Origin of the sequence: Streptomyces lydicamycinicus (assembly GCF_000829715.2) — a bacterium.
Taxonomy (GTDB): domain Bacteria; phylum Actinomycetota; class Actinomycetes; order Streptomycetales; family Streptomycetaceae; genus Streptomyces; species Streptomyces lydicamycinicus.
Map to the genome: position 1 here is coordinate 357621 of NZ_BBNO01000006.1, position 14633 is coordinate 372253.

Annotated in this window: 12 protein-coding genes; 6 read left to right on the top strand and 6 right to left on the bottom strand. The window is 69.9% G+C overall.

The window, feature by feature from the left end:
• Nucleotides 1-20: 20 nt before the first annotated feature.
• The 3 genes from TU31_RS22015 to asnB form a co-directional block, all read right to left on the bottom strand.
• Nucleotides 21-1613: a class I adenylate-forming enzyme family protein gene (locus TU31_RS22015; RefSeq protein WP_042157350.1), complete on the bottom strand. Its 1593-nt coding sequence runs from the start codon at nt 1611-1613 to the stop codon at nt 21-23.
• Between the two features lie 61 nt (nt 1614-1674).
• Complete coding sequence (locus TU31_RS22020; RefSeq protein ID WP_078885895.1) at nt 1675-2931, bottom strand: MFS transporter; 1257 nt, start codon at nt 2929-2931, stop codon at nt 1675-1677.
• A 38-nt stretch (nt 2932-2969) separates the two neighbouring features.
• Nucleotides 2970-4820: an asparagine synthase (glutamine-hydrolyzing) gene (asnB, locus tag TU31_RS22025; RefSeq protein WP_042157352.1), complete on the bottom strand. Its 1851-nt coding sequence runs from the start codon at nt 4818-4820 to the stop codon at nt 2970-2972.
• Nucleotides 4821-5292: 472 nt separating this feature from the next.
• Here asnB and TU31_RS22030 point away from each other — a divergent pair, with 472 nt between their 5' ends.
• Nucleotides 5293-5796 carry a GNAT family N-acetyltransferase gene (locus TU31_RS22030; RefSeq protein WP_245698625.1) on the top strand — a complete coding sequence of 168 codons (504 nt, stop codon included), beginning with the start codon at nt 5293-5295 and terminating at the stop codon, nt 5794-5796.
• Between the two features lie 6 nt (nt 5797-5802).
• Here TU31_RS22030 and TU31_RS22035 read toward each other — a convergent pair whose 3' ends face one another.
• Nucleotides 5803-6813 carry an aldose epimerase family protein gene (locus TU31_RS22035; protein ID WP_245698626.1) on the bottom strand — a complete coding sequence of 337 codons (1011 nt, stop codon included), beginning with the start codon at nt 6811-6813 and terminating at the stop codon, nt 5803-5805.
• 312 nt (nt 6814-7125) lie between these two features.
• Here TU31_RS22035 and TU31_RS22040 point away from each other — a divergent pair, with 312 nt between their 5' ends.
• The 5 genes from TU31_RS22040 (at nt 7126) to TU31_RS22060 (ending at nt 12020) form a co-directional block, all read left to right on the top strand.
• Nucleotides 7126-7392, top strand: a complete 267-nt coding sequence (locus TU31_RS22040; protein ID WP_052718998.1) for an acyl carrier protein — start codon at nt 7126-7128, stop codon at nt 7390-7392.
• Nucleotides 7392-8456 carry a GNAT family N-acetyltransferase gene (locus TU31_RS22045; protein WP_042157353.1) on the top strand — a complete coding sequence of 355 codons (1065 nt, stop codon included), beginning with the start codon at nt 7392-7394 and terminating at the stop codon, nt 8454-8456. Before TU31_RS22040 ends, TU31_RS22045 begins: the two co-directional genes overlap by 1 nt.
• Nucleotides 8457-8539: 83 nt before the next feature.
• Nucleotides 8540-10120 carry an amino acid adenylation domain-containing protein gene (locus TU31_RS22050; RefSeq protein ID WP_042157357.1) on the top strand — a complete coding sequence of 527 codons (1581 nt, stop codon included), beginning with the start codon at nt 8540-8542 and terminating at the stop codon, nt 10118-10120.
• A gap of 50 nt (nt 10121-10170) precedes the next feature.
• Nucleotides 10171-10638, top strand: a complete 468-nt coding sequence (locus TU31_RS22055; RefSeq protein WP_042157599.1) for a cobalamin-dependent protein — start codon at nt 10171-10173, stop codon at nt 10636-10638.
• 8 nt (nt 10639-10646) lie between these two features.
• On the top strand, nt 10647-12020 hold the full coding sequence (locus TU31_RS22060; RefSeq protein ID WP_042157360.1) for a methylaspartate mutase: 1374 nt from the start codon (nt 10647-10649) through the stop codon (nt 12018-12020).
• Here TU31_RS22060 and TU31_RS22065 read toward each other — a convergent pair.
• Together TU31_RS22065 and TU31_RS22070 are read right to left on the bottom strand one after the other, a co-directional pair.
• Nucleotides 12001-13602, bottom strand: a complete 1602-nt coding sequence (locus TU31_RS22065; protein ID WP_052718999.1) for an AfsR/SARP family transcriptional regulator — start codon at nt 13600-13602, stop codon at nt 12001-12003. The genes TU31_RS22060 and TU31_RS22065 overlap by 20 nt on opposite strands.
• A 259-nt stretch (nt 13603-13861) precedes the next feature.
• A complete protein-coding gene (locus tag TU31_RS22070; RefSeq protein WP_042157363.1) occupies nt 13862-14503 on the bottom strand; it encodes a helix-turn-helix transcriptional regulator in 642 nt (213 codons plus the stop codon).
• Between the last annotated feature and the right edge of the window lie 130 nt (nt 14504-14633).

The window sequence follows — 14633 nt, forward strand, 5'->3', positions numbered from 1 at the left end:
GTGAACCAGAACTGCCGAGGTCAGCTCGAACGTGCGTCGTGTGACTCGGACAGTGCCGCAGCCAGCCGGGGGCGCAGCACCTTTCCGGTGGCGGTGCGCGGTATCTCCGGTACCGGCACCACACGCGACGGAAGTACTGCCTGGGGGAACCTCGCCCGCAAGGCGGCCCGGGCACCCGCTGTGTCCGTGGCGGTAGCGAGTACCACGGCCGCGATGATGCTCTCTCCGGTGAACCTGTCCGGGACCGTGACGCAGGCCGCGTCCCGGACTTCCGGAACGGCGCGAAGGACCCGGTCCATCTCTTCCAGCGAGACGGTTTCCCCGGACACCTTGGCGATGTTCTTCAGTCTGCCCGTGAGGACGACGTAGTCGCGCCCGTCCTCCTCCACCCGGTAACCCAGGTCCTGGGAGTGGAACCACCCGTCGCGGAAGGCCGCCGCGGTGGCCTCGGCGTTGCCGGCGTAGCCGGACATCACGTTGAAGCCCCGCATGCACACCTCACCGGTCTGTCCAGGGCGTACCGGACGGCACTCCTCATCGAGTACCGCCACTTCGTTGCCGTAGACCGCCACACCGACCGAGGGGATGTCCGGATCCAGCACGAGCCGCCGGTAGGTCTCCTCGGACAGGTCGGTCGGCATCGTGGTGGAGAAGTTCGTGGTCTCGGACAGACCGTAGCCCTGGAGCACCCGGGCACCGAGCCTGTCGGCGACCGAGCGGGCGGTGCGTGCGGTCAGCGGGGCCGCTGCCGAGACGAAGTAGTCGAAGTCCGCCGGTACCTCAGGGCCGCGCCACGTTTCCGCGAGCGCTTCGAGTACGCCCGGAACCACGCTCGCGATGCGCGGACGGTAGTGCCGCAGCGTCTTCGGATAGTTCATCGGCGAGAACGACTCGGCGAGAATCGTGTGCGCCCCGGCCATCATGGTGCCCAGGACGGTGAAGTGGGCTCCGTTGACGTGGTGGATGGGCAGGCATCCCAGCACCCGGTCACCGGCGGCCAGTCCGTGATGGCGTCGCACTGCCTCGGCATTGGCCACCGCGTTGACGTGTGACTGAGCGACAATCTTGGACGCCGCGGTGGAGCCGGACGTCGCGAAGTACAGCGCGTCAGCGGTCGGGTCCACAGGTGGCAGCGGCAGCACCGGCTCCGCCAGGTCTTCCCAGTGCGGCAGGGTGGTGGCGTCCGCGTACCGCGCGTCGGTGCCGGGTGCTTGGAGCACAGCCAGCGCGCCGGCGGCCTTGACCTGCTCGGCGCGGCGTTCCGGCGGATCGGACGGCCCGAGCATGAGCAGGCCGAACCCGGCGCGCAGTACGCCCAGTACCGCCAGGACCGAGGGCACGTCGTTGGTTGGCGCGAGGGCGAGCACGGCCGGGCGGGCGGTACCCCACTCGGCACACAGCCATCCCGCGAGCGCGCGGCTCGCGACCTCGGCGGTGCGGTAGTCCAGTGTGGTCTCCGTGCCGTCGTGTGCCACGGCGGTGATCAGTGGGGCGTTGCCCTGACGCCGTGCGAACCAGTGCAGGGCGTCGAACGGGGTACGCCACGCCGAGAGAGGGAAGCTGGGGTCGACTCCCCGATAGCTATGAGCGCGTATGCGGTCAGCAGATGTCATCGAATAGCCATCCCTCGTGGTTCGCCTTGAATCTGCGGAATGCGGAATGCGGACGACAGGCCTAATCCCGGTCGTGCGTCAGGCCCGTTGCAGGGACCTGTGCGCGGGCCGGGCGCGGAAGGGGCGGTGTGCGGCGGGTCCGTTCGGCCCAGGCCACGACTGCTCCCGTGGGCAGAACTGCCAGCAGGAACGCTCCCCCCAGCACGAGCCAGCCCGGCGGGCCCCACTCGATCAGGAGGAAGGTCAGCAAGATGGGCGCGAACGTCATGGCGGTCGCGTAACCGGTCATCGCGAAGCCCTGGTACTGGCCTTGCTTCCCTGCCGGGGCGAGGCTGAAGGTGATGTGCCACGAGGCCGCCGACACCAGCAGTTCACCGCATACGTGCAGGGCGCCGGCCATCAGCAGCAACACGGTCGACACGACCGGCGAGCCACCCGCCGAAACGGCGAACAGGCCACAGGCGGCGCCGAGCGCCATCCCTGACCACCGGTACGCCCGCACGGCTCCGGGCATCGTGGTCACCCGGGTGCCGATGCGCACTTGGAACAGCACGACGCTGACCGTGTTCAGCACGAACAGTACGGTCACCATCGCCGTCGAGGCATGGGTGTACCTGGTGATCCACAGGGGCAGCACGATCTCCAGCAGCACCGTGTGCAGGGCGAGCACGGCGCCGAGTGCGGTGAAGACCGCGAACGGACCGTCGCGGAACACCGCCCATGTGGGCTCGTCCGGCGGCGAGTCGGGCGCCGGCGGGACCGGGGGCAGGGTCGCGAGCATGGCCGCGGAGGCGAAGAAGCCCAGCGCATTCACGATGATGACCGTCGAGAATGCCGTGGTGGTACCGCTCTGCAAGGCGATGCTCGCTCCCGCGGCGCCGACTCCGATGCCGGCGTTGTTCACCGACCGGACCATCGCCTGCGTCCGCACCACCTCGTCGCCGCCCACCAGCCGCGCGATGAGCGCTTGCTGCGCGGCACGGGACCCGCGCTGTGACGCGGTGAACAGGCACGCCACCAGAACGAAGACCGGGAATCCGCGCACCAGCAAGTAGCCCGCCGCCGCAACGCCGTTGAGCGCCACGAGCAGGACGGCGACGCGCTGCGGCCCCCGGCGGTCGGCCAGGTGCCCCAGGGGTACGCCGACCACCATGCCGATCGCGCACGCGATCGTCAGCCCCAGGCCCATCTCGGTGAGAGTGAGGCCGCCCACCCGGGTGAAGTAGATCGCTGAGCAGGTCGCGAACGCGCCACTGCCCGCGGTCATCAGCAAGCTGGCGGTGACGAGCCTGCGGGTAGGGCTCAGTCTCGGCAACATCAATGGAATGCCCTTCTTGGGTGGCGCCGTTGACCGATTCAGGACAGCAGCAGTCGAGGGCGGTGGACGTCCAGCCAGGTCGCGAGGTTCAGGCTGCGCTCCAGTCCGCTCCGCACCGCCGGGCCCGTTTCCCCGGTCACGGCCCTCTCCAGCCATGGCCTGCTGATCAGCCCGAACACCGGGTGGTCCGGGTCGGCGAGCAGTTCGTTCGCCTGATGCCGCAAGGCGGTCAGATAGCGCGGGTCCTGGATGGACGGGTACGCGCTCTTGACCCGGTCGGCCACCGAAGGGGGCAGCAGGTCCCGGACGGCCGCCCGCAACAGGCTCTTCTCGCGACCGTCGAAGCTCTTCACCGTCCACGGTGTGTTGTGCACGTACTCCACCAGCCGGTGATCGCAGAACGGCACACGGACCTCCAGCCCGACGGCCATGCTCATCCGGTCCTTGCGGTCCAGCAGCATGCGCATGAACCGGGTGATGCCGAGGTGCGAGGTCACCCGGCGGGTGCGGGCCTCGGCGTCGTCTCCGGGCAGCTGCTCCACCTCGGCCACCGCTTCGGCGTAGCGGTCCGCCGTGTAGGCGGACAGGTCCAGTGCCCGGAGCAGCTCCGGCCGCAGTACGCCGCCGTCCCGGCCCTGGCTGCCCGAGGGCACCCCGTTCGCCGGCGACATCCACGGAAAGGTACCGGCCCGCTGCGCCGCCAGAGACTGGTGCCAGTGGTACCCGCCGAACACCTCGTCGGCGCTCTCGCCGGACAGTGCTACCGCCGAGTGCCTCGCGACCGCGTGGAACAGCCGGTAGAGCGAGACGTCGGTGTCACCGGTGCCGGCGGGGACGTCCCGGGCGGTGATCACCGCCCGGCGGATGGCCGGGTCGGCGAGCGAGTCCGTATCCAGCACGATGTCCGAGTGCACCGTGCCCACGTGTGCGACCACATCCCGCACATAGGGCGCGTCCGGGGTGGGGCGTGCCGAGTCCGGTATGAAGTTCTCGGTCTGTCCGGCGAAGTCGACGGCGAAGCTGTGTGCCTTCTGGCCCTGGAGGGACAGTTGTTGCGCGGAGAGAGCGGTCACCGCGCTGGAGTCCAGTCCGCCGGAGAGCAGCAGGCACAGCGGGACATCGGCGACCAGCTGCCGGGAGACGATGTCTTCCAGCAGTTCGCGCACATGGGAAATGGTCGCGTCCCGGTCATCGGTGTGTTCTTTCGAGGTCAGCGTCCAATAGACGTGCTCCCGCACGCCCGTGACATCGACCGTGGTCACCGTGCCGGGCCTGACCTCGCGCATGCCCGCCCATATCGCGTGCCCTGGCGTCTTGATGAAGCCGAAGAGCTCCCGCAGTCCGTCCAGATCGACGGTCCTGGTGGCCAGCGGGTTCGCCAGTATCGCCTTGGGCTCCGAGCCGAAGAGCACGCCATCCGCCGTGGGCCGGTAGTACAGCGGCTTGATGCCCAGCCGGTCACGGATCATGACCAGTTTCGCCGAGCGGGGGTCCCAGACGGCGAAGGCGTACATCCCGTTGAGCCGTTCGGCGACCGCCTCACCCCACTCCAGGTAGCCGCGCAGCACCACCTCGGTGTCTCCGGTGGAACGAAAGACATGCCCCCGGCGTCGCAACTCCTCGCGCAGCTCACGGTAGTTGTAGACCTCGCCGCTGTAGACCATGGCCAGCGGGCTGACGGGGCGCTCCAGCGTCATCGGCTGAGTACTGCCGGCGAGGTCGATGACCGCCAGCCGCCGGTGGCCGAGCGCGGCACGACCGCGTGGCTCGGTCCAGGTGCCGGCCGCGTCCGGACCACGGCAGGACATGGTCTCGGTCATCGCCTCCAGCGTTGGCCGTTCCCGGTTCAGGTCCCGCTCGAAGGCAACCCATCCGGCGATACCACACATGCGACTGTCTCCCTCGGAAAGCGGAACGGGGGCTGGCCTCTGCGGGGACCGAGTCGTCAGGAAAAGCGTGCAGCCACTCCGCCACGGGCAACCGCAATTTCTCGCACCTTCGCGGTTGGATACCTCCACCCTCTGCGAAAAGGTAGCAGCGGGCTCCGTGAGCAAATACCGCTTCCGGTAATGGGCGAACCACTCGCGAGGAACACGGGATGCGGCCGCCGTTGGCGCGGTGCGCCTCGGCACGAGCGCCTCATCAGCGACGGAACACCACCGGACCGGCGGATTGCCGGGAAGTTTCCCCGTAGTGCCTGATGCGGCCCGGCCGGTGGTCCGGGCATGGTGCGGAATGACGTGCGGCGGAAGGGGGCTGATCTACGCTCCCGATGGCCATCATGACAATTCCGCCGGACCTGAAGGAGACACCTGTGCCGGGCACTGAATTCATGACCACCGCGATAAAGGCGGTTTCGGGATGACCACAATGACCTGGGAAGTCGCCGCGGACGCCGGGGAGGTGCACGATCTGCTGTGCGCGAGCGACCGCTATCAGGGGGAGCGGTTCCATTCGCCCGTGCCGCAGCGCAATCCCGCCACCACCGAATCCCGGGTGCGGGACGGCCTGGTGCACCTGTTACGCGTCGGAGGGGCAGCGGCCGCCATGTTCACCCTCACCCGCACACCGGCCTTCGCGGAGCCGCCGGGAGTCTTCCCGGCGGCCGCGAACCCCGCGTACCTGAGCAGGCTTGCCGTCCGGCCCGACCTCGTCGCCGCCGCCTCGCTCGCCGGGCCGCTGTGTCTGCGCCGGGCCATGGCGCTCGCGCGTGAGCGCGGCGCGGACATGCTGAGAGCCGAAGCGAACCCCGACATCGAGTCCACCGTGGAGTGCATGACGCTCCTGGGCTTCCGCCGCTGCACCACGTCATCCGGTGGGGCCGACGGGCCGCGGCGCGTCCACCTCTATCGCTCGCTGATCTGAGTCGCCTCAGTCGCAGTCGAACCGGTAGATGCTGCGGTGCCGGTAGACCTCGCCCGGGTCGAGCCGTGCGGACGGGTAGTCCGGGCGGTTCGGTGCGTCCGGCATGGCCCCGGTCTCCAGGCAGATCCCGCTGCGCGGTCGCTGGGCGAACCAGTCCCCGGTGTACACGCCGACCGCCGGCTGGTCCGTACTGAGGCGCATCACCCGGCCGCTGCCCGGATGCGACAGCTCCGCGAGCACCGACCCGCCCGGGGCGAGGAAGCAGTTGTCGATACGGACACCGTCCAGCGACCGCTCGGCGGTGAAGTCGCGGGCGGTGCCGCGTACCTCTTCGGGGGCACCGGGAAGAGGGATGAGGTCTTTGTCGAAGCGCACCGCCTCGGTCGCCCCGAGCCGGAGCCGGTGCCCGTCGATGGTGCCCTCACCCGCGAGGTTCCAGAAGGCGTGATTGGTCATGCCGACGACAGTGGGCGCCGTGGTGCACGCGGTGTACTCGATGAGCAGCGTGCCGTCCGGCTCGATCCGGTAGGTGGCGCACGCCCTCAGTTCGCCCGGGTAGCCCTGGTCGCCGTCCGGGCTGATCGCGGACAGCCGCACCTCCAACGCGTCGCCGTCTCTCGACGCCTCGGCCGACCATACGCGGCGGTCGAGCCCCTCGGAGCCGCCGTGCACATGGTGCTCGCCCTCGTTGCGGTCCAGCGTGTGGCGTACGCCGTCGAGGGTGAACTCCGCGCCGGACACACAGCGGCAGTAGCGGCCGAGGGTGGCCCCGACGTACGGGTTCCTGCCGCGGTCCAGGTAGGAGTCGAGATCGGTCAGGCGCACGCAGACATTGGCGTATCGGCCCTCCCGGTCCGGTACCCGGACGTCAACCAGGGTGGCGCCGTAGCTCCACACCGTCACCGCGGGTCCGCCGCCGGTGTCCAGCACGTAGGACTCCACCGCGGCGGCGGGGTACCCGGCGCGGGCGGGCGCGACACCGACGGTGGTGCGCTCGATGGTGGGACGTGATGCCACAAGGTCTCCTCTCGGCACCGGGGTGCGGTGACCGCCAGACACTAATCACGCGGGCCCTGCGGCGCGCCCACTCTGCGGTAATTGCCGGGCCATCGGCCTCACTTGGCGGGCCATTCGGAAGTATCCGTTCAACGGGGCGGACCAATTGCCGGAAGGGTGGCGCCGTAGTTACCCGTGCGGTGATCCGGCCGCGTTACGTTCATCGCGCAGTGGCGATCCTTCCCCAGGGCGGACGCAGCAACGGCCGATACCGCGAGGCGGGCGCACACATCGTCCCGTGCCGGTGGAACATCTACCCAGGACAGGTGAGACATGAAAGACGGCCTTGCGCTGACCGAGAGTGAAGTACTCGACTATGTGCACACGCTGCTGTGCGACCTGCTGTTGCGGGAATCCCTTCCGGCCGACTACGACCTCAAGGACAGTGGCGCCCTCAACTCCATCATGTTCCTTGAGCTGTTCGTCCGGCTGGAGACACAGTTCGGGATACACATCACCGGTGCCGATGTGAACCAGGACAACTTCCGTACCGTGGATTCGATCACCCGGTTCGTCCGTGCGAAGCGAGCGGATGTCTGATGGGCACGGAACTCACCATCACCGGCTGCACGCCCGCCGATTACGCCGAGATATGCACCCTTCAGGAAGGGCTGTGGGCCGGCGGGCCGGACGGCAATCACGCTTACCTGAAGTGGAAGTACCACGCCAATCCCTATCTCGACGAGCGTTACACGGTGATCGCCCGCTCACCGTCAGCCGAGGGCGCCGAACTGCTCGGCATGGTGGGGGTCTTCGGCTCGTGCTGGGAAAGGGACGGGCGCCGGTTCACGCTGCCCTGTCTGACGGACACGATCCTCGCGAGCGAGTACCGCAACAGCCCGCTCTTCCACGACATGGTCGACGAGGTGCTCTCCCGGCTGCGCCGCGACGGCGTCCCGTGGCTGCTCGACTTCGGTGACCAGGGCACCGTGCCGGCGATGCTGATCCGCGGCTGGCGGCAGGTCGGTGTCTGGGGACAGTCCGTGGTGACGCGGGCCGCCGGCGCCGGGCACCACGGCCCCTGGGACGCGTTGCCGGTGACCCGCGGTGTCCGCTCCGGTTCGCTGATCTCGCCGGCCCGCACCCCGGACCTCGACGCCATGGCCGGGGTCGTGCGCGAAGTGCCCACCGACGGTCGCCTCCGTGTCGCGCGCGACAGCGCCTACTTCGACTGGCGGGCCTCGAATCCGCTGGCGAAGTACTACTACCTCGTCGCGCGGTCGGAGGCGGGGAGCGCCGAGGGCTATCTCGTCGCGCACCGCTCCGGCGTGGACACCGACCAGGGGCCCACACCGACCACCGTCGTCGAGTGTGAGGCCCGCACCCCGGAGGTCTGCGCCGACCTCATCCAGGTCGCCCACGAGTCCCTGCCCGGCACCCGGGTGCTCATGTGGACACGGGATCTGGCAGACGCAGGCGTCAGCGTTTTGGCCGGCCTGGGCGCCGAGTTCATCGAGCCGACCGGCCGGCCCACGCAGGACCGTCCGCTGCCCAGCCTCCTCATCCGCGAAACCGGTGCCCCTCCGCTCGCGGCCGGGCTCCCGGACCTTAGCAGGCTCGATGGATGGGACTTCCGCGGTGTCTCCGGCCGGGGCTGGCGCTAGACCGTGGCTGCCCGGGTCTCGTCTCCTCCTATGCGAGGCGCGTGGATCGGGTACCGCTCGACAAGAGGAAGAGAGGTGTTGACGTGACCGGCCATCGAGCAGGCGCGTTCCCGGACGCCACCCTCGTCGGGGAACGCCGGGAGTTGCGGGCGTCCTCCGTGGTGGAGCTGATCAGCCGGTGGGCCGATACCGCGCCGGACGCGGTCGCGCTCGACTGCGGAACCACCCGGACCACGTTCCGTCAGCTGTGGCGGCGCAGCATGTCCATCGCCGCCGCGCTGCGTGACATGGACGTGCGGCCGGGTGAGGTCATCGGCATCATCGCCCACCGCACCGCGGAGTCGGTGGCGGCGATGATCGCGGTCATGGCGGTCCGCGCGACCTACGCGCCGATCGATCCCACCAATCCCCTGGGGCGTGTGCGGCTCATCCTCGACCAGGTACGGCCGCGCGTCATGCTGTGGGACGGCGGCGGCTCCGTCGAATGCGCCGCCGGCTTCCCCACGCTGAACACCTCCGACCTGCCGGATCTGCCGGCCGACGGACCGGCCCCCGTCACCGGCGGCCCGCGCCACGACGATCCGGCCTACGTGGTCTTCACCTCGGGCTCGACGGGGTTGCCCAAGGGCGTGGTGGTGGAGCACCGGTCGCTGGTCAACTACATCGGCTGGGCCGCGACCCACGTCCTGCCGAACGCGGGCGGTGCCGCCTGCCCGGTGTTCGCCAGCATGAGCTTCGACCTCGCTCTCACCACCCTGTGGGTACCCTTGGCGCAGGGCCGCACGATCGTGCTGATCGAGGACTCCTGGGACTACCCGAGCCTGTTCGCCCCCCGGGCCCGGCCGTATGACTTCATCAAGGCCACGCCCAGCCACTTCCGCCTGTTCGAGCGCATGCTGCGGCCGGAGTACCGGTCCGTCGCCCAGCGGCTGATGATCGGTGGTGAGCCGCTGGAGCCCGCCATGCTGCGGCAGATGGGCGACCGGCTCGACGGGGTGGAAGTGGTCAACCACTACGGGCCGACCGAGACCACGATCGGCTGCTGTGCCTTCCGTTCCACGGTGCGGGAGATGCCCGACCTGCCCACCGTGCCCATCGGCAGCCCCGCCTGGAACACCGCGGCCTACGTGGTGGACGAGCGCGGCGGACCGGTGGGGGTGGGCGGCCAGGGTGAGCTTCTCATCAGCGGATTCGGTATCGCCCGCGGCTACCTCGGCGGCGGCGGGGACCGCTTCTTCGATGAGCCCGCGTTCGGCGGCCGTGCCTACCGCACGGGCGACATCGTCGAGGTGCTGCCCGACGGTGTGCTGCTGCATCTCGGGCGGAAAGACAGCCAGTTGAAGGTGAGCGGCCACCGGTTCGAGCCGGCCGAGTTGCGCCGCCACGCGCTCTCGCTGCCGCTGATCGCCGACGCCGCCTTCGACGTCATCCGCGGTGGTGTCCTGGACGCGGTCGAGGTTTTCGTGGTCTTCGACGACCGGTCGGCACAGACGCCGCCCACGGAGCGGGAGATCCGCGCACAGCTCGCCTCCCTGCTGCCCAAGGAACTGGTGCCCAGGCGGGTCCATGTCGTGCCCGAGATCAAAGTCAACGCCAACGGCAAAAGGGACGTACGGGCCACCAGGGAAATGGCCGAGGCGAGGGCGGGGGAAACCGGTCCATGAGCCCGGTACGGACAGCGCACACCGAGACGGCCGACGGGGAAGAAGGATTCATGCGGAGCGTTCCCACGCACACCGACGCGCCGGAGTCCGCGCACGACGTGATCGTGCTGGGCGTGACGGCGAGCGACGCGCATGCGGTGGCCAACCAGTTGATCGCACACGGGTTGCGCGCCCAGGGCTACACCGTGATCAATCTGGGGGTCTGCACACCCGTCGCGGAGTTCGCCCTGGCCGTGCGGGAGAACCCCGGGGTGCTCGCCGTGGTCGTCGGCAGCCTCAACGGCCATGCCTACGAGGACTTGTGTGACCTCCCGGCCGCGCGCGCCGCGGGCGATCTGGCCTGCCCGGTCATTCTCGGCGGCAACCTGTCCGTGGGCAGCCGCAAGGATCCCGGTGCGCTGGACCGGCTGCGACGCCTCGGGGTCGACCACCTCCTGTCCGAACTCAGCGATCTCGCCCCGCTGCTGCGTGAACTGGCCCGGCAGGCCGCGCGGTCCCGGCAGCTCCAGACCATATGAACCGGGACATGCACCGCTTCACCGACGCGCCCACCGGCCCCGGGCCTGCCTTTCCCTCGGTGGCCGAGACGGTGCACTTCGCCCGCACCCGCGGCACGCCGACCGTCCGTGACGTACTGGCCCGGTCCGTGCAGAACGCGGTGGTGGCCATCCAGCCCCGCTGCGGGGTGGGCGGGCACGCCGAGATGCGGCAGTTGCTGCGCGCTCTCGACACCGGTGCACGGCCGGATGTCCTGACCCTCACCATTGACTCCCACACCCGGCTCAACCGCTTCGCCCACGCGGCCCGGCTGGCCGGCACCGACCCGAGCGCGCTGAACGGCTATCCGCTCGTGGCGCACGGCTGGCAGCGGGGGCGCGAGCTGGTCGAGTCGGTGTCCGCACCGGTGGAGATACGGCACGGCTCCCCGGACCCACGGCTGCTGTTCGACGTCGCGGTGGCCGCCGGCGCCACGTCGTTCGAGGGCGGCGGCATCTCGTACAACCTCCCCTACTGCAAGGACGTACCGCTCGCACACTCGCTGGCCTGCTGGCGCGAGGTCGACGCGATGACCGGTGACCTCCGGCGCGCCGGGCTGACCTTGGACCGCGAGTTGTTCGGCACCCTCACCGGGGTGCTGACGCCGCCGTCGATCAGCCTGGCCATCGGCGTGATCGAGGCCGCCCTTGCCGCGGCCGAGGGGGTGGGATGCCTGTCGTTGTCCTATCCGCAGGGCGGGCACCTCGCTCAGGACGTCGCCGCACTGCGCGCGATTCCCGTGCTGGCCGCGCGCTATCTGCCGGCGGATGTCGAGGTCTATCCGGTGCTGCACGAGTTCATGGGCGTCTTCCCGGGCCAACGGGCCCACGCCGAGCAACTGATCTTCTACGGGGCGCTCACCGCCCGGCTGGGCGGAGCGGCGAAACTGGTGACCAAGACCTACCAGGAGGCGCTGGGCGTTCCGGACGCCCAGGCGAACATCGACGGAATGCGCCTGGCGGCGGTCGCCAATTCACCGCTCCTGGACTTCGTCACCGTCGACACGGAGCGGGTCGAGGAGGAACTGGACTGGCTGCTCGCCGAGGTGGATGACCTCGTCGCCCCGGTACTCGGCGCCGCGGACCCGGCCCGTGCCGTCACCGCGGCCTTCGCCGACGGCACGCTCGACATCCCGTTCAGCGCCAGCCGGTACGCCCGTGGGGACGTGCTGCCCTGCCGCGACGCCTCCGGTGCGATCCGCTACGCGGTGGCCGGTGCGCTGCCCTTGTCCCCTGCCGCGGTGGACCGGCACCGCAGCGGCCTCGGCCTTGCCGACGGCCCGCACAGCATGCGTACCCTGGTCGACCGGGTCACGCGCGACATCCACCACTTCCTGCACCTGTTCAGAGAGATCGAGCCGTGAGCCGCGGCAGGCCCGGTCCGTCCGGTGGCCCGGACGGCTCCGGTGAACCCACCTCCCGTACGCCGTGAACCGCGCCGGACCGGATGCGGACCGCTTCCCAGCCCTCCGGCGGCTCGGGGCCCAGGTGGTACGAGATATGTGATTCCGTCGCCTGACGCGTGACCTCACACACCCGCACCTGCCCCCGGGGCGCCATCGCCAGCAGCCGGAAACCCCGGTCGACCGCGTCCCCCGTGACCGTCGGGACGCCGCTGTGCGCCGGCAGGTACGACAGGCAGGCATCACCGGTGACCACGGCGACATGCAGACGAAGGCAGGACGGGTCGGTACGCAGCCGGCTGCCCTCGATCCGGTCCCGAAGGGCGAAGGCCGTCCGCACGGCACGCGTGGCGTCGTCCCGGCGCGGGGTGTCGATTCCGAACACGGCGGAGAACACCGGTGCCGTGACCGGCCCCACGGTCCCCCCGTTCTGCGTGGCCTGCTGCCGCATCACCGCCTCGATGTCCGCCATGGCCTTCTGCACGCCGCCCAGATCAGGGTCGTCGGACAGGTCGTGCCGCACCCACACCAGGACGACGCTCACCCGTGTGCGCCGGGGTGTCGACGGGTGGCTCGTACACTGCCGGTCGCCGTCCTCCACGCGGTCGGACACCACACGATGATCGCGTCCGCGGTCCCTGCCCACCCGTGACAGGACGCGGCTCACCGACGGAGCATCACGGGCGTCGGGCGCCTCCGGCCGGCGCATCGCCTGCTGTTCGACGAGGGCCGGCACCCTGGTCCGCGCGGGCGCCTTCCGGTGCTCCGCCACCGGTGCGGCCGGCACATCCAGCTCGGGGGCGTGGTCGAGGATGGAGCGTTCCAGGCGACGCAGCTCCCGCGACGGCTCAAGTCCGAACTGCTCCACGAGTTCGCTCCTGATGCGCCGGAACACCGACAGCGCGTCGGTCTGCCGACCGCACCGGTAGAACGCCACCATCAGCTGGCCGCTCAGCCGCTCACGCAGCGGGTCCTCGGCGACCGCCGTCTGCAACTCGCCCAGAATCTCATGGTGGTGGCCGATCGCCAGTCCGGCTTCGAAATAGTCCTCCAGGGCCCCCAGTCGCTCACTCTCCAGACCGTCCAGCTCGGGCCAGTTCAAGTCGCCGTCCGCCAGGTCGGCGAGTGCCGCACCCCGCCACAGGCCGAGCGCCCCCCGCAGCGTGCTCGCCGCGGCGGCGTGGTCGCCTGCGCGGGCTTCGGCTCGTCCTCGTTCCACGTGCCGGCGGAACAGGAACAGATCCACCGTGTCGGGTTCGACCCGCAGCTGGTATCCGGGAGCAAGCGTCAATAAGGCCGCACGGGGATCCGTGGCCCCGTGGGCCAGATCGAGCCGCAGGCCCCGGACGGCGTTGCCGATCATCTTGCGCGCGGTGCGGGGCGTTTCGTCCGGCCACAGGACGTCGAGCAGCTTGTGTGTGGCCACGACCCGGTTGGCGTTCAGCAGAAGGTAGGCGAGCAGCCGGCGTTTGATCACTCCGCCGAGCGGCATGGCCGCGCCGTCCACGCCTGCCTGAAGAGAGCCCAGTATGCGGAAGTTCACGTCAACCTCATTTCCCTCTGGACCTGCCAAGATCGTTCGGCGGAGAGAACCCTCCGCACTTCCTTGAACCCGGCATGAACCGGACGGACGGTTTGGCAGGTCACGCTCCGGCACATTGCCGGGGCGCCGGGTCGGGAGTCCAGCCTTCCGGCGGGCCTTTGCCCTTTTGAACAGGCCGGCGCACACCCCGGGGCACCGCAGGCGCCGACGGGCCGCCACGGGGAACGACACGCCCGTGTCGCCCCGGGCGTTCCCTTGATCAGATGAGGCCGGCGCGGATGGCGTAGGAGACGGCGTGCGCGCGGTTGCGCAGCTGTAAGCGCTTCATCAGGCCGTAGAGGATGTACTTCACCGTGCGCTCCGAATAGCACAACTTGGTGGCGATCTCGGACAGTTCCCTGCCCTCCGAGACCAGCCGGAGGACATCGAGTTCGCGGGGGCTGACGCCTGAGGCGGTGAGCCCGCGCGGCGCGAGGACCTCCCGGTGGGTCCACCGGATCTGTTCCATCAGCGCGCCCTGCAAGGTGGGCGGGAAGCTGCCGCCGCCGTCCGCGACGGTGAGCAGGGTGCGGACGAAGGCGGCGGGAGTGAACGCGTCACGCCACAGCACGGCGCGCACTCCCCGGTCGATCGCCGCTGAGACGTCTGCTCGCCAGTGCCGTCCGGCGACGAGGAGGAAGCGTGTGTCGGGTCTGTCGGACAGGGCGCGCAGCTGGTCCAGTGCGGTGGCGTCGACGGTGTCGAAGGCCGCGACGACGGCGTCGGCCTCATGGATTCTCTCCGGTGGGACTTCCTGGACGCGGTGGTCGTGCTGGAGGGAGCTGACAAGTCCCGCGTGGACCACGACGTCGGGTGAGTGGACCGCCACACACACGGTGCCGGTGAGTATCTGCTCAGGCATTGCGCCTCCCCATCGGAAATCGCCCATGAGATAGGTGATCGTGCCACGCACTTTTCGGAAACCGGCATTCCGCACGCCTCGATCGCTTAAGGACAGGGAAACCTGGCACGAGTGCCGGGCATGCGGACGA